Source organism: Catellatospora bangladeshensis (assembly GCF_016862575.1).
Taxonomy (GTDB): domain Bacteria; phylum Actinomycetota; class Actinomycetes; order Mycobacteriales; family Micromonosporaceae; genus Catellatospora; species Catellatospora bangladeshensis.
Genome location: NZ_BONF01000001.1, coordinates 1 through 18,109, shown reverse-complemented (window position 1 = coordinate 18,109; position 18,109 = coordinate 1). Strand labels below are relative to the sequence as shown.

The window sequence follows — 18,109 nt, the reverse complement described above, 5'->3', positions numbered from 1 at the left end:
CGCGGTTCCACCCCGATCCGGGGGACAACGCAGGACCGTCGGCTGGCGGATTGCTGACCGAGCGGATGGTCCGCCGCCGCTCCGCGATGACTACGTTTCACGCTCGGAGCGATGGCGGGCCGCATGGCGGCGGGTGAGGACGGCGGGACTTCCGGGTGGAAGACGATTTCGGGTACGAGGGACGCCGCAGGCGCCGGTTCACGGTGCTGGAGCGGCTGCGCCTGCTGCCCCTGGTGGCCACCACGGTGTTCACCGGCGCGCTCATCCTGCTCATCGTGACCACCGTGCGGCAGCCGATCTCCTGGAACGACGCGCTGCCCTGGCAGGACGCGCCCAGCCCGGCCCCGGCCGCCGGGGCGCCCAACGCGCCGGACGTGCCGCTGGCGCACACCCCGGCCCCGCAGCGCAGCGGCGTACGCACGTCGACCGGGCCCAGCACCGGGACCGCCGCGTCCACCGCAGCATCGCCGGGGGCGAGCTCACCGGCTCCGCCGCCGTCGCCGTCGCCCACTCCCCCGCCCGCCGTGCAGCGCACGGTGCGCTACGAGGCGGAGAACGCCGCCGGCTCGCGGGCGCGTTTCGCCAACGACCACCGCAACTACAGCGGCAGCGGGTTCATGGACTACGAGAACACCTCCGGCAGCTATCTGCAGTGGACGGTGCAGGGCGACGCCGGGCCGGCCAGCCTGCGGCTGCGCTTCGCCAACGCCAGCGGGCGCAACCGGCCCATGGACATCAGCGTCAACGGCACCGTCGTGGCCCGCGACGTGCGCTTCGACGCCACCCGGGACTGGGACGACTGGGGCTCCGCCACCGTCACCGTCACGCTGACCGCCGGCGCGAACATCATCCGGGCCACCGCCGTCAGCGGCGACGGCGGCCCGAACGTCGACTGCCTCGACCTCACCCAGTGACGGGTCAGGGGATCAGCAGCAGCTTGCCCGTGGTGCGCCGCGACGTCAGGTCCTCGTGCGCCCGCGCCGCCTCGGCCAGCGGGTAACGGCCGCCGACCGACACGCGCAGCGTCCCGGCGGCCACCCGGCCCAGCACGTCCGTGGCCCGTTCCAGCAGCTCCTGCCGGGTGACCACGAAGTCGCCGAGGGTGGGCCGGGTCAGCACCGCCGAACCGGCCTGCATCAGCCGGATCGGGTCCACCGGTGGCACCGGGCCGCTCGCGGCGCCGAACAGCGCCAGCGTGCCCCGGCGGCGCAGCGACGCCAGGCTCGCGTCGAACGTGGACGCGCCGACGCCGTCGTACACGGCGGCCACGCCCTCGCCGCCGGTCAGCTCGCGCACCCGGGCGGCCAGGTCGTCCACCTGGTCGTAGCGGATCACCTCCGCGGCGCCCGCCTCCCGGGCCAGCTTCTCCTTCGCCTCGGTGGACACCGTGCCGATCACCCGCCCGCCCAGGTGCGGGATCAGCTGGCACAGCAGCAGGCCCATGCCTCCCGCGGCGGCGTGCACGAGGACCGTGTCGCCGGGCTGGATCGCGTACACGTCATGGGTCAGGAAGTGCGCGGTCATGCCCTGCAGCAGCACCGCCGCGGCCGTCTGCTCGGCCAGCCCGTCCGGCAGCGGCACCAGCCTGTCCACCGGCACCACCGCCTGCTCCGCGTACGTGCCGGGCAGCAGCGCCCAGGCGACGCGGTCACCGGCGCGGACCTCGGTCACCTCCGGCCCGACCGCCAGCACCCGCCCGGCCCCCTCCACGCCGGGCACGAACGGCAGCGGCGTCGGATAGCGGCCGAGCCGGTGGTACACGTCGATGAAGTTCACCCCGGCCGCGGCCACCTCGACGAGCGCCTGGCCGGGCCCCGGGGCGGGCGGATCCACCTCCGCCGGGGTGAGCACGTCCGGGCCGCCGTACCGCATGATCTGAATCGCCTGCATGCGGGTCAGCCTGCCCCATCGGCCGCGTGTCCGCCTGCCGGGCACGCCTGGCGAGGGACAATGAGAGCAGCATCGCAGCAGGGAGGGGACGCGCATGACCACGGCGACGATGACCAAGACCTTGATGGTCGAGCTGCGGTTCGAGGAGGACGTGGATCTCACCCGGGCCACCGCGTCCATCCGGCTGCCCAACGGGCGGCTGCTGGTCGGCGAGGGCCAGGCCCGCCGCAACCCGGTCGACCGGCCCCGGGCCTCCATCGGCGAGGAGATGGCCGGCGCCCGCGCCCTCTCCGGCCTGGCCCACCGCCTCCTGGAGGCCGCCGCCGACGAGGTCGAATCCAACGTCCACGGCGGCGACCCCTCGATCTGACCCGCGAAGGAAGGGCACCTTCTTAACGCTATCCGTAGTGGAAGGGCACCTTCTTAACCTCCGCAGCTCGCGGCTCGCGGGCCGCCACCGGGTTGATGCTGTCTCGTGTCGACAAGTGCGGTTCAGCCTTAGGTTTCGACACGAGAACGCGATCAAGCATGGTCTCCGCGAGTCGATCAGGCAGTTGTGGACGCGACACGCCGTCGAACACGCCCATAAGTTCATGATCGACGCGGACGGGGGGTGGGGTCAGGCGGACAGGGCGAGGGCGAGGGGGAGGACGCCGGGGGCACCCGCCTGGATCAGCTGCCGGGCGACGACGGCCATGGTCCAGCCGGAGTCGACCAGGTCGTCGATGAGCAGGACGGGGCCGGTCTGTTCGCGCAGCTCCGCAGCCAAGGCGTCGGGGATGGTGAAGGCGCCGTGGAGGGCCTTGACGCGCTGCGCGCTGTTGGCGCGGTGGACGCCGGGCGGGGCGGTGCTCGTGACGGTGCCGAGGAACGGCAGCCTGCCCACGCGCGAGACGTGCTGAGCCACGGCCTGGATCAGGCGGGGGCGGGTGGTGCTGTCGACGGCGACGACACCCGTGGGCCGGGCGGGCCAGGGGCTGTCACCGTGGGACCAGTCCTTGAGGACTTCGATCAGCACTGCCAGCAGGTCCTGGGGCGGAGCCTGGTCCGCCGCGCCGTCGGCGAGCAGGGTGCGCAGCGTGCCGCCCCAGCCGAGGTCGGAGAGGCGGCCCACGGCGCGCCCGGGGTGGGTCTGCTCGGCGGGCGGGATGCGGCCGGACAGCGGTACGCCGACAGCGGGCAGCCCCGTGGGCCACATCTTGCGCGGTTCGATCTCGACCCCGGGACGGCCGAGGAAGGTCTGCGCGGCGCGCAGGGCCTCTGCCGACACGTCCGCGGTGAAGGCGGGGGCGGTGCAGTTGTCGCAGTTGCCGCAGGGGCCCGCCTCGGGGTCGTCGAGGGAACGCCGGAGGAACTCCATACGGCAGCCCGTGCCGGCCGCGTAGTCGAGCATCGCCTGCTGCTCGTCCTGGCGCGCACGGGCGATGCGGGCGTAGCGGGCCGTGTCGTAGGACCAGGGCAGGCCGGTGTGCTCCCAGCCGCCCCGGACGCGGCGCACCGCGCCGTCCACGTCGAGCACCTTGAGCATCAGCTCCAGCCGGTTGCGGCGCAGGTCGACCTGGGTCTCCAGGGCCTGCGTGGACAGCGGGCGGCCCGCGTCGGCCAGCGCGTGGAGCACACCGCGCACCTGGTCCTCCGGCGGGAAGGCCAGCGAGGCGAAGTATCGCCAGATGGCCGTGTCCTCGGGACCGGGGAGCAGCATCACGTCGGCGCTGGCGACGGCGCGCCCGGCGCGGCCGACCTGCTGGTAGTACGCGATGGGCGAGGCGGGCGCGCCCAGGTGCACGACGAAGCCGAGGTCGGGCTTGTCGAAGCCCATGCCGAGGGCGGAGGTGGCGACCAGCGCCTTGATCTTGTTGTCGAGCAGGTCCTGCTCGGCGGCGCGCCGGTCGGCGTCCTCGGCCTGGCCGGTGTACGCGGCGACCGCGTACCCGCGCGAGGCCAGGAACTGGGCGGTTTCCTGCGCGGCGGCCACGGTCAGCGTGTAGACGATGCCCGAGCCGGGCATCCGCTCCAGGTGGTCGGCGAGCCAGGCCAGCCGGTGGGCGGGGCTGGGCAGCCGCAGCGCGGCCAGCCGCAGCGACTCGCGGTCCAGCCGGCCGCGCAGCACCAGCGGATCGTGGTGAGTCGCTTGGTGCGCCGCTTGAGCGGCGGCGCGCCGGGACGAGCCATGATCCGGAGCGTCGCCGAGCTGCTCGGCGACGTCGGCGGTGACGCGGGCGTTGGCGGTCGCGGTGGTGGCCAGCACGGGCGTGCCCGCGGGCAGCTCGGCCAGCATCGTGCGCAGGCGGCGGTAGTCGGGCCGGAAGTCGTGGCCCCAGTCGGAGACGCAGTGCGCCTCGTCCACGACCAGCAGCCCGGTGGTCGCGGCGAGCCGGGGCAGCACCCCGTCGCGGAAGTCGGGGTTGTTGAGCCGCTCGGGGCTGATCAGCAGCACGTCGACCGACCCGTCGGCGATCTCGGCGGTGATCTGGTCCCAGTCCTCCAGGTTGGCCGAGTTGATGGTGCGGGCGTGGATGCCCGCCCGCCCGGCCGCCTCGACCTGGTTGCGCATCAGCGCCAGCAGCGGCGACACGATGACCGTGGGGCCGTGGCCGCGCTCGCGCAGCAGCGCGGTGGCCACGAAGTACACCGCGGACTTGCCCCAGCCGGTGCGCTGCACGCACAGCACCCGCCGGGCGTCGGCCACCAGGGCCTCGATCGCCCGCCACTGGTCCGCCCGCAGCACCGCGTGCTCACCCGCCAGGCGGCGCAGCACCGCCTCGGCCCGTTCCCGCAACTGCGCCCTGTCCTCGGCCATCCCGCAGTTCTACCAGGCGGGGGTGTCAGGCCCGCCGGGTGTCAGCCCCGCGCACCGGGGGTAAGCAGCGGGAATGACCAACTACGGATACACGCTCATGTGCGAGCAGCGCGGCCCGCGGGACCTGGTCGACGACGCGGTACGCGCCGAGGCGGCCGGGTTCGGCTTCGCGGTCTGCTCCGACCACTACTACCCCTGGCTGGCCGAGCAGGGGCACGCGCCGTTCGCCTGGTCGGTGCTGGGCGCGGCGGCCCACGTGACCGACCGGATCGGGCTGGTCTCGTTCGTGACCTGCCCCACCATGCGCTACCACCCGGCCGTGGTGGCGCAGATGGCGGCGACCGTCGGGGTCATGTCGGGCGGGCGGTTCACGCTCGGCCTGGGCGCCGGGGAGAACCTCAACGAGCACGTGGTGGGCGCCTACCCGCAGGCCACCCAGCGGCACGCCATGCTGGCCGAGGCCCTCGACATCATCAAGCCGCTGCTGGCGGGTGAGACGGTGCACCACAGCGGCGAGTTCTACGACGTGCCCGAGGCGCGGCTGTGGGACCTGCCCGAGGAGCGGGTGCCGATCGGGGTGGCCGTGTCCGGGCCGTCCTCGTGCCGGCTGGCCGCCCGCCACGACGCCGCGCTGATCGCGGTCGAGCCGAAAGCCGAGCTGATCGAGGCGTACGAGAAGTCCGGCGGCAACGGCCGGCCGCGCTACGGCCAGGTCGCGCTGTGCTGGGGGCCGGACGCCGACGCGTGCGCGCAGACGGCGTACGAGCAGTTCCGCTGGTTCAACCTGGGCTGGGCGGTGAACGCCGAGCTGCCCGGCCCGCGCGCGTTCGACGCGGCCGCCGCGGCGGTCACCCCGGAGTACGTCGCGTCGAAGATCCCGTGCGGCCCGGACGTGGACCGGCACGTCGCGGCGATCCGCGAGTTCACCGATGCGGGCTTCACCGACGTCGCGGTGCTGCAGATCGGCGGCGACTCGCAGCCGGAGTTCCTCGACTTCGCGCACAAGGAGCTGCTGCCCGCGCTCAACGGCGGGTGACGATTTGCCTACAGCCCCTAACGATCAACGCGGATCGATACTAGGGTGCAGGATGTGTCTTCCTCAGCGCTGATGCTGCTGGGCGGGGTGCCGTTCACGCTGCTCGCGATCGCCTTCCTGAGCCTGCTGGCCCGGATGCAGGCCGCCGCGGACGGGCGGCCGGTCCGCCTGAACGCCGCCGCGCGCGAGCGGCTGTCCGCCGAGGCGCAGGAGCTGGAGGAGGTCGCCGCCGAGGTGCTCGAAGCAGCCCGCACCGCCGTGCTGAAGGCTGAGAAGACCGCATCCGAGCTGGCCGCCGCCGAGGCCGAGCGGGACACCGCCTGGCAGGCCCACCTGGACGCGGCGGGCCGGCTGGAGGAGGCGGGCGAGGCCCTGCAGGCGCAGCCCCCGGCGGAGGAGCCGGCGGTGTCCGAGGAGGCGGTGCGGGAGATCTCCCGGGCCGCGCGGGACGCGTACAAACGGGGTGATCTCACCATCGAGCAGCTGCGCGCGGTCTGGCAGCAGGTCGACGGCTGGGACCAGGCCCGCCAGGAGCGCTCGCACGAGCTGTCCCGGCTGCGCGCCGAGGACGCCGAGGCGCAGCGGCTCTACCAGGTGGCCGCCTCCCGCGAGCGGGCCGCGCGACGGGCCGCCGAGGTGGCCCGCGTCTCGTCGCACGCCCTCACCCAGGAGGCGGCCGACGCGGCGTACGAGGCCCAGGCGCTGCAGACGCTGCTGCGCAAGGGCCGCCGCGGCCGCTGACCGGTCAGACCTTGTCGAGCTGGCGTACCAGCTCCTCGCAGAATCCCGGCAGGTCGTCCGGCTTACGGCTGCTGATCAGAGTGAACGGGCCGGCGTTGTCCACGGACAGCGCCTCGTCCACCCAGTCGGCGCCCGCGTTGCGGTAGTCCGCCGCCATGCTCGGCCACGAGGTGAGCCGCCGCCCGCGTACCGCGTCGACGTCGATCAGGACCCAGCCGCCGTGGCAGATCACCGCCACCGGCCGCCCCGTGTCCAGGAACCGCCGCACGAAGTCCCGCGCGCTGTCCTGCCAGCGCAGCAGATCCCCGTTGGCCACCCCGCCCGGCAGCACCAGCGCGGAGAACTCCGCCGCGTCCGCCTCCCCCGCCGCCTGGTCCACCGGGAACGTGTCCCCCGGCTCCAGATGGTGGTACGCCCGCACCGTGCCCGGCTCCGGCGAGATCAGCCGCGGGGTCGCCCCCGCCTCCGCCACGGCCCGCCACGGCTCGGTCAGCTCCACCTGCTCGATGCCCTCCTTCGACACGAGGAAGGCGACGCTCTTACCAGTCGGATTCATGATCCACCCACTTCCAGATCGTCTCCGATGACGCATACCCGCCCCCGATCCGGGGTATTCCGAAGAAATGCGCGATTACGACGAAGTAGTGGAGATCGTCTACGCCTGGCAACAGGACACCGGCGAAGGCGTCCCCGCCCGCGACCTCTCCGACGAAGACCTCTACCGCGAGCTGGCGGCCCTCTACCGCACCCGCCTCGACTCCCTCCGCCACGCCTCCGACCAGGCCCTGACCCGCCACACCACCAGAACCGTGGAACTCGAGACCGACTACGTCCGCCGCTTCCCCGACCGCGAGATCAACCCCGACCGCCTCCGCTCCGGCGCCCGCACCCGCTCCTGACAGCCCTGACCCGCACCCGCACCCGCACCCGCCTCAAGTGCGTCGATCTTGCGCGTACTGTGGGTACGACACGCACAAATCGCCCATATCCCTAACACTTCGCGCAAGATCGACGCGATCTTGAGGGCGGGGCGGGGGGCGGGGTGTGGTGTCGGTAACCAGGGGGTGGGGGGTGGGGTGGGGCGTGAGATTCTTGGCGGGTGAGTGGTGCGACGTTGATGTTGGGGAGGATCCCTGTTGATCCGCCGGTGGTGCTGGCGCCGATGGCGGGGATCACCAATGTCGCGTTCCGGCAGCTGTGCCGGGAGCAGGGGGCCGGGATCTACGTCTGCGAGATGATCACCACGGTGGCGCTCGCGGTGCGGAACCCGAAGACCGAGAAGATGATCGAGTTCGGGCCGGACGAGCAGCCGCGCAGCATGCAGCTGTACGGCGTCGATCCGGACATCACGGCCAAGGCGGTCCGCCGGGTGGTGGACGAGAACCTGGCCGATCACATCGACCTCAACTTCGGGTGCAGCGTCAAGAAGATCACCAGCAAGGGCGGCGGGTCGGCGATCCCGTGGAAGCGGCGGCTGTTCGGGTCGATCGTGAAGGCGGCCGTGGACGCGGCGGCGCCCGCCGGCATCCCGGTCACCGTGAAGATGCGCAAGGGCATCGACGACGAGCACCTGACGTACGTCGAGGCGGGGCTGATCGCGCAGGAGGCCGGCGCGAAGTGGGTGGCGCTGCATGCGCGCACCGCCGCGCAGCGCTACTCCGGCGAGGCCGACTGGGAGTCCATCGCGACCCTCAAGCAGGCGCTCGACGTGCCGGTGCTGGGCAACGGCGACATCTGGGAGGCCGACGACGCGCTGCGGATGGTGGCCGAGACCGGGTGCGACGGGGTGGTGGTGGGGCGCGGCTGCCTGGGGCGGCCGTGGCTGTTCGCCGACCTCGCCGCCGCGTTCGCCGGGCGGCCCGAGCGGGTCATGCCGAGCCTGGGCGAGGTCGCGCTGGTCATGCGACGCCACGCCGAGCTGCTCACCCTGTGGTGGGGCAAGGAGCGCGAGGCGGTCACCGACTTCCGCAAGCACGTCGCGTGGTATCTGAAGGGCTTCCCGGTCGGGTCGGAGCTGCGCCGGTCGATGGCGATGGCGTCGTCGCTGATGGAGCTGGACGACCTGCTCGGCAAGCTGGACCATGGGGTGCCGTTCCCGGAGGCCAACCTGGGCCAGCCGCGCGGCCGCACCAACTCCCCCGCCAAGGTCGTGCTCCCCTACGGCTGGCTGGACGACCGCGACTCCGAGGCCGTCCCCGAGGACGCCGAGCACGACGACTCCGGCGGCTGACCGGCACCGACCGCTCGGCGGGCCCCGCGACCTCGTGATGATCGCTATCTCGTGTCGAAACCTGGGGCCTGAGCAGAGCTTTCGACACGAGACAGCGATCATGGGCCGCAGAGCTGCCCGGCTAAGCCGTCACCTGCGGCGGTCGGCGAAGTGGTCGACGATGCCCTCCAGCAGGCGGGTGTCGAAGGGGAGCGCGTGCAGGCAGGCGACCGCGTCGGCGCGGTGCTGCTCCATGAGCCGTCGCGCCTCCGGCAGCCCGTACACCCGGACCAGGTTCGCCTTGCCCAGGTCCGCACCGGCGTCCTTGCCGAGCTGAGCCGAGGTGGCGGTGGCGTCGAGGATGTCGTCGCGGGCCTGGAACACCACCCCGGCGTGGTCGGCGTACCGCGTGACCAGCTCGATCTCCCCCGCCGGGCGCTCCAGCAGCATCATCAGCGGCACCAGCGCGGCCTCCACCATGGTCGAGGTCTTCAGCCGGTACATCTCCAGGATGTCCTCGCCGGTGACCGGCCGCGCGTCGCGGGCGAAGCGCAGGTCCAGGTACTGCCCCCGGCACAGCCGCTGCGGACCGAGCACCTTGCCGACGTACTCGATGACGTCGGTGACCCGCTGCGCCGGGTAGTGCCGGTCGAGCCGGGCCAGCATGCCGAACCCGGAGGACAGCATCGAGATCGCCGCGAGCTGCACGCTGCCCTCGTCGAACACGGTGTGCGCGGCGGGGCGGCCCCGGCGCAGCGCGGCGTCGTCCTGCGCGGGCAGGTCGTCGAAGATCAGGCTGGCGGTGTGGAACAGCTCGATCGCGCCCAGCAGCGGCTCGGACAGCGTGTCGGCGACGCCGAGCCCCTCGGCCAGCATCAGCGTCAGCGCGGGCCGCAGCCGCTTGGCCGGACCGTCCATCGTGTACGCCAGGATCGGGGCCAGCTCGCCCGCGTCGACCCCGGTGTGGCACTCGTGCACCAGCTCGTTGATGCGCTCCAGCCGGTCCAGCACGAAGGTCCGCGCGTCCACGCTGTTGGGGTCGCGCTCGCCCATGATCACGGCGGCCGCCCGCTTGACCCGCAGGTCGCCCGTGGTCAGGTGCGGCAGCGCGCGGCGGGGCACCGACGCGGCGGTACGCAGGAACGACGCGATCTGCGCCGTCGCCGGGTACTCGTCCAGCAACGCGAGAGTGGCGCGCGGGTCGCGGCACAGGTGCGCGACGAGCTTGACGGTGCCGACGCCGATCAGCGCGTCACGGGCCGCCGGGTGGCCGCCGTACACCTGCTCGACCACGTACGCGTCGTACGCGAACAGATCGTACAGCGGATCGGCCCGCCCACCGGCGCGCGCCGGCGCGGGCAGCGTGAACGGCGTCGTCCGGCCCGCGCGCCGGTCCTCCTCGCGGTCGGCGAGGTCGTCCTTGAACTGGCTCAGGAAGATCGTGTTGAGGCAGCGGGCGTAGAAACCCTCGTCGACCTCGCGCCTGCCCAGCAGGTTGGCGACCACCCGGCTCAGCCCGGCCTTGAGGAAGATGTCCGGATACGCCGCGTCCAGCCCGCCCTCCGGCGACAGCTCCGCGTCCCGGTGCTGGGCCAGGTACATCGACTCGGCGGCCTGGTAGAGGTGCCGGTGCGTGCCGAACGGGTAGACGTCGAGCGCGACGCCGTACAGCTCGTGCAGCTCCTCGGCCAGCGGATGGTCGGGGATGTCGGCGGGGTCGACGGCGCCGCCGGTGGACAGCCCGCGCAGGATCAGCCGGTGCAGCCGGTCCCGGTCGGCCTGCGGGATGTGCTCGCTGCGCAGGTCCTGGAACGAGTCGTCGACGATGGCGTACGCGGCCCCGTACGCGTACGCGCCGGGCAGGATCCGGGTCAGGTGGGCGCGGATGGCGGCCCCGCCCGCGTCCCGGGTGTCGTACGCCCCGATCGCCAGCACCCCGGCCAGCGTGCGGACCACCTTGCCCATCGCCCCGGCGCGCACCACGGTGTCCGGCAGGCAGCGGTGCAGCCGGTCCAGCCGGGCCAGCAGCCAGCGCGTCTCGGGCACCCCGCGCAGCCCGGGAAAGCGCGCCTCCAGCGCCGCCACCACCCCGGCCGGGCCGTGGCCCCCCTCGATCGCGGCGAGCGTGTCCCGTACCGCGCCCGCATGCACCCGGGCCAGCCGCTCGGCGCGCGCCACGTCGGCCGGGCCGGGGATCTCGCTCAGGTTGTAGACGCCGAAGTAGTTGAGTTCGCGTACCGCCTGCGCCCGCTCCTCCCGGCGGCGGCGCGGCGGCCACGCGGCGCGGTGCAGCGTGCCGGCCGCGCCGTGCCGGGACAGGATCTGCCGCAGCTGCTCGGTGTATCCGTCCACATGCGCCGCGATCACGCCTGGCGAGTCGTCCCGCCAGTGGAAGTAGTGGTCCAGCGTCTGCCGTACGCCCAGCCCGATCCGTTCGGGATCGAGATCCTCCCGCCCGAACGGGAACGGCCGCCGCACCTCGGTGGCGGTCTCCAACACGGCCCGTCACCTCCCCCGCGCCGCTCGAGAACCGGCGCTGACCCCATGATCCCACCCCCGCGCCAGCTCCCCGACCAGGCAAAGCGGGCACGCTTTCCCAGATCGCTGTCTCGTGTCGAAAAGTGTTGTCCAGCCTCAGGTTCTGACACGCGACAGCGATCATCACCCTGCCGCGCGTGGGTTTCGGCGCTCGCGACGGCGGGTCGCCCGTGACCTGGGAGACGTTAGGAAGGGCACCTTCTACAACGCATAGCGTTAAGAAGGTGCCCTTCCTTTGGGTATGGCGGGGCTGGGCGCTCTCCCCCGTTCCTACAAGAGCGCCCGGCCCGTGCCGCCTCGGCACGACCTCGCCCGCCCTCTCGACCGGCGTGTTGTCGCTTGTGGATATCCCATCAGTAGGGTGGTTGCGCCACCCAGCGATTCGGCGTACGCCGAAAGATCGGAGAGCCCGGTGAGCCGGATCCTGTTCGGGGTGCGCGACGCCGCGGACATCCGTTTCTGCATCTCGCCGCTGTGGGAGACGGTCCGCGGCAGGTACGTGCTGGGCAACTCGGACCGCTTCCCGGTGCACCTGCCGTGGCTGCGCTGGGCGCGGCAGGTCCGCCCGGATCCGGCGGCGGCCGACGGTCTGGCGCTGCTCAGCGAGCTGACCCGGGCGCACGGTTACCTGCCCGACTTCCTGACCCCGGCGCCGCCCGGCCCGCTCGGCGAGCTGGACGACGAGCTGGCCGTGGTCGCCGCGACCCCGGCCGACGTGCTGCACGCGGACCTGGCGGCCACCACGGAGAAGCTGCCGCTGGGCCCGCGCACCACGGCGCTGCTGGACGACCCGCCCCGCCTGCTCGATGAGCTGGTCGCGGGCGCCCGCGAGTGGCACCGCGTCGCGGTCGCGCCGTACTGGGCGCGGATGCGGGCGCGCGCCGTCGGCAGCGTGTGGGAGGACGGCCCGGCCGCGGACGGGGCGCTCGCCGCGCTGTTCGGCGCGTCCCGGGCGCGGCTGCTGGACATACTGCGCCAGCCCGCCACCACCAGCGAGCTGGCCCGTCGCACCGGCATGGCGGCGGGCACCGTATCGGAGCACCTGGGCGTCATGCACGCCGCGGGCCTGCTGGCGCGCAGCCGCCACGGCCGGACCGTGCTCTACGTGGCGACCGCCGCGGGCCAGTCGCTGCTGGACGCCCGCGACCGCCCCGGACCGGGCTGACCTCCCGGTGCGTCAGAAGGCGCGCTGGTACTGGTCGGGCCAGTGCGGCAGGCCGCCGAGCCGGTCCAGGGCGCGGCGCGGCCAGTACGGGTCGCGCAGCAGCTCCCGCCCGAGCAGCACCAGGTCGGCCTGACCGTCCTCGACGATGCGCTCGGCCTGCTCCGGCTCGGTGATCAGGCCGACCGCGCCGGTGAGCACGCCCGCCTCGGCGCGTACCCGCTGCGCCAGCGGCACCTGGTAGCCGGGCCCGAGCGGGATGTCGGCGTGCGGCGCGGCCCCGCCCGACGAGCAGTCGATCAGGTCGACCCCGGCCGCGGCCAGCTCCCGGGCCAGCACCACGGTGTCGGCGACGTCCCAGCCGCCGTCGGTCCAGTCGGTCGCGGAGACCCGGGCCAGCACCGGCAGGTCCGGGCCCACCGCGGCGCGTACGGCCCGCGCGACGGCGAGCGCCAGGCGCATCCGCGCGGGACGGTCGCCGCCCCAGCCGTCGGTGCGGTGGTTGGTCAGCGGGGAGTAGAACTCGTGCAGCAGGTAGCCGTGCGCCGCGTGGATCTCCACGGCCTGGAAGCCGGCGTCCACGGCCCGCACGGCGGCCTGCGCGAACGCGTCGATCACCGCGGTGATCCCGGCCTCGTCCAGCGCCCGGGGCGCGCGATACGACGGGATGAACGGCTCCGCGCCGGGGCCCACCGGCTGCCAGCCGCCGTCGCCGTCCGGCACCCCACCCCGTTCCTGCGCGAACGGCCAGTACGTCGACGCCTTGAACCCGGCGTGGGCCAGCTGCAGCGCCGGGACGGCGCCCTGCGCGGCGATGAACGCGGTGATCGGGCGCCACGCGTCCACGTGCGCGCCGGACCAGATGCCGGTGTCGCGGGGCGAGATGCGGCCCTCCGGCAGCACGGCGGTCGCCTCGGCGATGACCAGCCCGGCCCCGCCGACGGCGCGGGCGCCCAGGTGGGCCAGGTGCCAGTCGCCGGGCAGCCCGTCCCGGGCCGAGTACTGGCACATGGGCGCCAGCGCGATGCGGTTGGGCAGCGTGACGCCGCGCAGTTCGAGGGGCTTGCCGAGTACCGTCACGGCGCCAATCTACGGCGCGGATGTGAAATCGCCCGGTGTCTGTGGTCACACAGCAAGGGGTGGGTGGACCGCGGTCCACCCACCCCAGTTCTTGCGGCGCGCACCCTACGAGAAGATGCTGACGCCCCCCGGTCCCACGAGCAGACCGACGACGATGAGCACGACGCCCCAGAGAATCTGGCGCCGAGCCAGCGAGACGATCCCGGACACGACCAGTACCACGGCGAGGATCCACAGCAGAAGTTCCATGGCAACCATCTACCCGCGACACCGGACGTGAAACCGAGAAATCGTCACCCCGGCTCAGTCCTCGGCCAGCATGCGCTCCCGCAGCTGGGCGAGGCACCGGCTGAGCAGGCGGGACACGTGCATCTGGGAGACCCCGATGCGCTCCGCGATCTGCGCCTGGTTCAGGCCCAGGTCGAAGCGGAGGCTCAGGATGCGCTGCTCGCGCTCCGGCAGTTCCTTGACGAACTGCCGCACCGCGTGCACGTCCGGAACGGACTCCAGTGCGTTGTCGGTCTCGCCCACCAGCTCACCGAGCTCCACATCACCGTCTTCGCCGCTGACCGCGACGTTGAGCGAGTTGATGCGGTAGGCCTGCGCGCAGTGCATCCCGGCGAGCACGTCCTCCGCGCTCACCTGCAGATGCTCGGCCAGGTCCTCGATGCTCGGCCACCGGCCGAGGGTCTGGCAGAGCTCCGGGGACACCCGGTTGATGTCCAGGTAGAGCTCCTGCATGCGGCGACTCACCCGCATGCTCCAGCCACGGTCGCGGAAGTGGCGCTTGAGTTCGCCGACGATCGTCGGCACCGCGAAGTGCACGAAGGCACTGCCACGGTTGGGGTCGAAACGATCCACCGCCTGGATCAGGCCGATGGTCGCGACCTGCACGAGGTCGTCGCTGTCCACGCCACGGTGGCGGAAGCGGCGGGCCAGGCGCTCGGCCAGCGGCAGGAAGGCGCAGATGGCCTCCTGGCGCACGTCCTCGTGCTTGGGGTCTTGCTCGTCGAGCTCGGCGAGGCGGACCAGCAGCATTTCGCCGGTCGTGGCGTCGAGCGTGGTGTCGGTCAGGGACGAGGGGGACGCGGACACGACGGTCTCGCGGGCGATCTGGACAGACATTACAAAGCCTCCGGCGCAGTTGAACCGCGGGGGATCCGGTGACGGGGTCTCCGGACGCGGTCCTGCTGTGACGGACCCGGCACCCGTTTCTTGAGCGACGTTACGGCTGATAGCCGGCCCGGCCGAAGCCGAGCAGACATGACGTTACCAAGTAAGTGCCCGAAAGTACCAGTCCGGACGAGAGGAAAGTACACGTACGGATTTCTTAGAACGCGAACCCCGAGGTCACGGCCCGGTGGTCGGTGCCGGGGGTACGCAGCGTGCCGGCCTGCGTGGCGGTGAACCCGCGGTACAGCACGTGGTCCGGGCGCATCACCGGCAGCGTCGACGGCCAGGTGAAGCCCCAGCCCCAGCCGGCGTCGGCCTGCGCGTCGTGCAGCAGCTCCGACAGCGGCGCGATGGCCCGGTCGGTGGCCGCCGTGTTCAGGTCGCCCAGCACCAGCACCCGCTCGGCCTTGTCCGCGCGCAGCGCCTTGGCCAGCATGTCGATGGTGTGGTCGCGGGTCTCGGTCTCGTTGATCCGGGCCGAGCCGAGGTGGACCACGTACACCGCGATGTCGCCCTGCGGCGCCTTGACCACCGCGCGCAGCGCGCGGGTCCAGTCCAGGCCGGTGTCGACCCCGGTGACCTTGGTGATCGGGTGCTTGCTGAGCAGGCCGACCGTGGACTTGATCGCGTGGTGCGGGTAGGTCTCGGACAGCTCCTCGGCCAGCTCCTCTATGGTGCCGCCGGACGCCTCCTGCAGCGCGATGAGGTCCGGGCCGCCCGCGGCCAGCGCCCGCACCGTCGTCGCCGGGTCGGGGTTGCCGGCGTACAGGTTCTGGGTGACCACCCGCAGCTCGACCGGCCCGCCGGCGGGCGGCAGCAGCGCGCCGCCGAACATCGCCAGCCAGATCACGGCGGGCAGCAGCACCGCCAGCAGGGCCTTGCCCGAGCGGACCAGCAGCGCCGCGATCGCGAGCACCGGGACCGCCAGGCCGAACAGGGGGGCGATGCTGTCCAGCACGCTGCCCACGCCGTGCCGGTTGGGGACCAGCCGGTGACCCGCGAGAAAGACGGCCAGCAGCAGCGCGGCGGCGATGACCAGCCACGCGCGCCAGGACGGCCGCGACCGGGCCGGCTCGGGCGCGGCTCCCGGCGTCTTTTTCAGCTCGATGGTGGTCACTGTCCGTATGTTACCGGGGAAGACCCGAAACTAACTCGACAATCGTGCCAGGGCTTCGCTGAGAAGTCCCCGGGAACGGATCCCGGGGACTTCTCACAGCTCAGCTGCTCAGCAGCCGGGCAGGCGCTCGATCAGGTAGCGCTCGACCTGGTCCAGCGAGACGCGCTCCTGCACCATCGAGTCACGATCACGTACGGTCACCGCATTGTCGTCCAAGGTGTCGAAGTCGACGGTGACGCAGTACGGCGTGCCGATCTCGTCCTGGCGGCGGTAGCGGCGGCCGATCGCCTGGGCGTCGTCGAAGTCGACGGTCCACCGCATGCTCAGCGCCTTCTGCAGCTCACGGGCCTTCGGCGAGAGCTGCTCGTTGCGCGACAGCGGCAGCACGGCCACCTTCACCGGGGCCAGCCGCTTGTCGAAGCGCATCACGGTGCGCTTGTCCACGCCGCCCTTGGTGTTGGGGGCCTCGTCCTCGTCGTACGCCTCCAGCATGAAGGCGAGCACGGCGCGGGTCAGACCGGCCGCCGGCTCGATCACGTACGGCACCCAGCGCTCCTGCTTCTCCTGGTCGAAGTACGACAGGTCGGCGCCGGAGTGCTTGCTGTGCGTGGTGAGGTCGAAGTCGGTGCGGTTGGCGATGCCCTCCAGCTCGGAGAACTCCGTGCCGCCGAAGCGGAACCGGTACTCGATGTCCACGGTCCGCTTCGAGTAGTGCGACAGCTTCTCCTTCGGGTGCTCGAAGAAGCGCAGGTTGTCCGGGGAGATGCCGAGGTCGAGGTACCAGTTCCAGCGCTCGTTCAGCCAGTACTCGTGCCACTGCTCGTCGGTGCCGGGCTCGACGAAGAACTCCATCTCCATCTGCTCGAACTCGCGGGTCCGGAAGATGAAGTTGCCCGGGGTGATCTCGTTGCGGAAGCTCTTGCCGACCTGCGCGATGCCGAACGGCGGCTTCTTGCGCGCCGTGGTGGCCACGTTGGCGTAGTTCACGAAGATGCCCTGCGCCGTCTCCGGCCGCAGGTAGTGCACGCCCTCGGCGCTCTCGACCGGGCCGAGGAACGTCTTCATCAGGCCGTTGAACATCCGCGGCTCGGTGAAGCCGCCCTTGTTGCCGCAGTTGGGGCAGTTCAGCTCGGACAGCGCGAAGGTCGCGCCCGGCTTCTTCGCCAGGAACGCCTCCTCCAGGTGGTCGGCCCGGAAGCGCTTGTGGCAATGGGTGCACTCGGTCAGCGGGTCGACGAACGCCTCGATGTGGCCGGAGGCCTCCCACACCTGGCGGGCCAGGATCACCGCGGAGTCCAGGCCGACGATGTCGTCGCGCTGCTGGACCATCGTCTTCCACCACTGGCGCCGGACGTTGTCCTTGAGCTCCACACCCAGCGGACCGTAGTCCCAGGCCGAGCGGGTGCCGCCGTAGATCTCACTCGACGGGTAGACGAAGCCCCGGCGCTTGGCCAGGCTGACGACGGAGTCGATGCGGTCCGCGGGCATGATCAGGCTCCATTCCGTTGGAGATAGCCGCCGGCTGGCTGTCGGCGGAGGTCGGTCGGGCTCAGCTGCCCGCCGACGTGGATACGGTACGGGCCACCGACGGCAACCCGCATTCGGTTAACGCTACTGCACCGGCCGCGTGAGCAGGCGCGCCGGGCGGGGCGCTCAGCGCGTGCCGGAGCGCTTGCCGCAGACCTCCAGCGCCGTCGTCTTGGTGTTCTGCACCAGGAGGTAGGTCACCTGCGCCGAGTCGCCGTCGGTGTAACGCTCGGTCACCGGCAGGGTGATGTCGGCCGCCAGCTCCACGTCGCCCAGCTCGTACGACGCGAGCCGGTCCGGGCGGGCGCGCTCCTGGCTGGTGAACCGGTCCAGGGTCAGCCGCCGCTGTTCGGCGTCGCACAGCATGTCGTACGCGTCCTCGTAGCGCTCGTCCTTCAGCGCGCCGAGGTAGCCGCCGACCGCGACCTGGGCCCGCTCGTTGATCGCCTTGACCCCGGTGACCGCCAGGCCCACCCCGGCGACCAGGCCGCCGCCGCAGCACAGCGCCACGATCAGCCCGGCCGCGCCGAGCGCCCAGCCCAGCCGGGTCCCGCCACCCTCGGCGGGCGCGGCCGGAAACGGCGGCGCGGCCCCCGGACCGGGCGGCACGGGCGGCGTAGGCACATGGGTCATGGCCGCGATCATAAGTCGTCCCGCCCACCCCCACCCCGCCGATCTTGCGCGAACTGTGGGCGCGACACGCACAACTCCGACATATAGCTAACACTTCGCGCAAGATCGACGCGATCACCGACCACGGCGAACACCGGCCCCCGCGCGCGGCGCGCCAAGATCACGGGTTTGTGTCACGAAGTTTGGTTTGAGCATAGGTTTGG

17 protein-coding genes are annotated in these 18,109 nt (G+C 72.4%); 7 read left to right on the top strand and 10 right to left on the bottom strand.

What is annotated here, in order from left to right:
• The first annotated feature begins 155 nt into the window (after positions 1–155).
• Positions 156–914, top strand: coding sequence for a CBM35 domain-containing protein (locus Cba03nite_RS00085; RefSeq protein WP_203740221.1), 759 nt, complete (start codon positions 156–158; stop codon positions 912–914).
• 4 nt (positions 915–918) lie between these two features.
• Here the strand turns inward: Cba03nite_RS00085 and Cba03nite_RS00080 are convergent, their stop codons facing one another.
• Entirely contained in the window at positions 919–1,890 is a 972-nt protein-coding gene (locus Cba03nite_RS00080) for a quinone oxidoreductase family protein (RefSeq protein WP_203740219.1), read from the bottom strand.
• Positions 1,891–1,984: 94 nt separating this feature from the next.
• Between Cba03nite_RS00080 and Cba03nite_RS00075 the strand changes: the two genes are divergently transcribed.
• Entirely contained in the window at positions 1,985–2,260 is a 276-nt protein-coding gene (locus Cba03nite_RS00075) for a dsRBD fold-containing protein (protein ID WP_203740217.1), read from the top strand.
• A gap of 249 nt (positions 2,261–2,509) precedes the next feature.
• Here the strand turns inward: Cba03nite_RS00075 and Cba03nite_RS00070 are convergent, their stop codons facing one another.
• Positions 2,510–4,690, bottom strand: coding sequence for a RecQ family ATP-dependent DNA helicase (locus Cba03nite_RS00070; RefSeq protein WP_203740215.1), 2,181 nt, complete (start codon positions 4,688–4,690; stop codon positions 2,510–2,512).
• A 73-nt stretch (positions 4,691–4,763) separates the two neighbouring features.
• Here Cba03nite_RS00070 and Cba03nite_RS00065 point away from each other — a divergent pair, with 73 nt between their 5' ends.
• The gene (locus Cba03nite_RS00065; protein ID WP_203740212.1) at positions 4,764–5,726 is read left to right on the top strand and encodes a TIGR03557 family F420-dependent LLM class oxidoreductase; all 963 of its coding nucleotides are present in this window, start codon (positions 4,764–4,766) and stop codon (positions 5,724–5,726) included.
• 54 nt (positions 5,727–5,780) lie between these two features.
• Positions 5,781–6,467, top strand: a complete 687-nt coding sequence (locus Cba03nite_RS00060) for a hypothetical protein (RefSeq protein WP_203740210.1) — start codon at positions 5,781–5,783, stop codon at positions 6,465–6,467.
• A 4-nt stretch (positions 6,468–6,471) separates the two neighbouring features.
• On the opposite strand, the gene Cba03nite_RS00055 is transcribed toward Cba03nite_RS00060, so the two are convergent.
• Positions 6,472–7,023 (bottom strand): type 1 glutamine amidotransferase domain-containing protein, encoded by a 552-nt coding sequence (locus Cba03nite_RS00055; RefSeq protein WP_203740208.1) that lies wholly within the window; start codon positions 7,021–7,023, stop codon positions 6,472–6,474.
• Positions 7,024–7,090: 67 nt separating this feature from the next.
• On the opposite strand from Cba03nite_RS00055, the gene Cba03nite_RS00050 reads away from it, so the two are divergent.
• Positions 7,091–7,366, top strand: a complete 276-nt coding sequence (locus Cba03nite_RS00050; protein WP_239125345.1) for a DUF6158 family protein — start codon at positions 7,091–7,093, stop codon at positions 7,364–7,366.
• Positions 7,367–7,584: 218 nt separating this feature from the next.
• Entirely contained in the window at positions 7,585–8,697 is a 1,113-nt protein-coding gene (gene dusB / locus Cba03nite_RS00045; protein WP_203740206.1) for a tRNA dihydrouridine synthase DusB, read from the top strand.
• 129 nt (positions 8,698–8,826) lie between these two features.
• On the opposite strand, the gene Cba03nite_RS00040 is transcribed toward dusB, so the two are convergent.
• Positions 8,827–11,175 carry a polyprenyl synthetase family protein gene (locus tag Cba03nite_RS00040; RefSeq protein ID WP_203740204.1) on the bottom strand — a complete coding sequence of 783 codons (2,349 nt, stop codon included), beginning with the start codon at positions 11,173–11,175 and terminating at the stop codon, positions 8,827–8,829.
• A 451-nt stretch (positions 11,176–11,626) separates the two neighbouring features.
• Here Cba03nite_RS00040 and Cba03nite_RS00035 point away from each other — a divergent pair, with 451 nt between their 5' ends.
• Positions 11,627–12,379, top strand: a complete 753-nt coding sequence (locus Cba03nite_RS00035) for an ArsR/SmtB family transcription factor (RefSeq protein ID WP_203740202.1) — start codon at positions 11,627–11,629, stop codon at positions 12,377–12,379.
• Positions 12,380–12,391: 12 nt separating this feature from the next.
• Here the strand turns inward: Cba03nite_RS00035 and Cba03nite_RS00030 are convergent, their stop codons facing one another.
• From Cba03nite_RS00030 to Cba03nite_RS00005, 6 genes are all read right to left on the bottom strand, one after another.
• The gene (locus Cba03nite_RS00030) at positions 12,392–13,456 is read right to left on the bottom strand and encodes an NADH:flavin oxidoreductase/NADH oxidase (RefSeq protein ID WP_203740200.1); all 1,065 of its coding nucleotides are present in this window, start codon (positions 13,454–13,456) and stop codon (positions 12,392–12,394) included.
• Between the two features lie 105 nt (positions 13,457–13,561).
• On the bottom strand, positions 13,562–13,705 hold the full coding sequence (locus Cba03nite_RS00025) for a GPGG-motif small membrane protein (protein WP_203740198.1): 144 nt from the start codon (positions 13,703–13,705) through the stop codon (positions 13,562–13,564).
• Between the two features lie 54 nt (positions 13,706–13,759).
• The gene (locus Cba03nite_RS00020; RefSeq protein ID WP_239125344.1) at positions 13,760–14,581 is read right to left on the bottom strand and encodes a SigB/SigF/SigG family RNA polymerase sigma factor; all 822 of its coding nucleotides are present in this window, start codon (positions 14,579–14,581) and stop codon (positions 13,760–13,762) included.
• A gap of 205 nt (positions 14,582–14,786) precedes the next feature.
• Complete coding sequence (locus tag Cba03nite_RS00015) at positions 14,787–15,746, bottom strand: endonuclease/exonuclease/phosphatase family protein (RefSeq protein WP_239125343.1); 960 nt, start codon at positions 15,744–15,746, stop codon at positions 14,787–14,789.
• 108 nt (positions 15,747–15,854) lie between these two features.
• Entirely contained in the window at positions 15,855–17,234 is a 1,380-nt protein-coding gene (locus tag Cba03nite_RS00010) for a glycine--tRNA ligase (protein ID WP_203740196.1), read from the bottom strand.
• A 165-nt stretch (positions 17,235–17,399) separates the two neighbouring features.
• Entirely contained in the window at positions 17,400–17,906 is a 507-nt protein-coding gene (locus Cba03nite_RS00005) for a hypothetical protein (protein ID WP_203740194.1), read from the bottom strand.
• Positions 17,907–18,109 lie beyond the last annotated feature (203 nt).

What these genes read in the sequence shown, in the direction of transcription:
- dusB (WP_203740206.1), top strand. Translation starts at nt 7,585, where the DNA reads ATGTTGGGGAGGATCCCTGTTGATCCGCCGGTGGTGCTGGCGCCGATG.
- Cba03nite_RS00080 (WP_203740219.1), bottom strand. Translation starts at nt 1,890, where the DNA reads ATGCAGGCGATTCAGATCATGCGGTACGGCGGCCCGGACGTGCTCACC.
- Cba03nite_RS00050 (WP_239125345.1), top strand. Translation starts at nt 7,091, where the DNA reads ATGCGCGATTACGACGAAGTAGTGGAGATCGTCTACGCCTGGCAACAG.
- Cba03nite_RS00065 (WP_203740212.1), top strand. Translation starts at nt 4,764, where the DNA reads ATGACCAACTACGGATACACGCTCATGTGCGAGCAGCGCGGCCCGCGG.
- Cba03nite_RS00055 (WP_203740208.1), bottom strand. Translation starts at nt 7,023, where the DNA reads ATGAATCCGACTGGTAAGAGCGTCGCCTTCCTCGTGTCGAAGGAGGGC.
- Cba03nite_RS00010 (WP_203740196.1), bottom strand. Translation starts at nt 17,234, where the DNA reads ATGCCCGCGGACCGCATCGACTCCGTCGTCAGCCTGGCCAAGCGCCGG.
- Cba03nite_RS00020 (WP_239125344.1), bottom strand. Translation starts at nt 14,581, where the DNA reads ATGTCTGTCCAGATCGCCCGCGAGACCGTCGTGTCCGCGTCCCCCTCG.
- Cba03nite_RS00075 (WP_203740217.1), top strand. Translation starts at nt 1,985, where the DNA reads ATGACCACGGCGACGATGACCAAGACCTTGATGGTCGAGCTGCGGTTC.
- Cba03nite_RS00005 (WP_203740194.1), bottom strand. Translation starts at nt 17,906, where the DNA reads ATGACCCATGTGCCTACGCCGCCCGTGCCGCCCGGTCCGGGGGCCGCG.
- Cba03nite_RS00070 (WP_203740215.1), bottom strand. Translation starts at nt 4,690, where the DNA reads ATGGCCGAGGACAGGGCGCAGTTGCGGGAACGGGCCGAGGCGGTGCTG.
- Cba03nite_RS00025 (WP_203740198.1), bottom strand. Translation starts at nt 13,705, where the DNA reads ATGGAACTTCTGCTGTGGATCCTCGCCGTGGTACTGGTCGTGTCCGGG.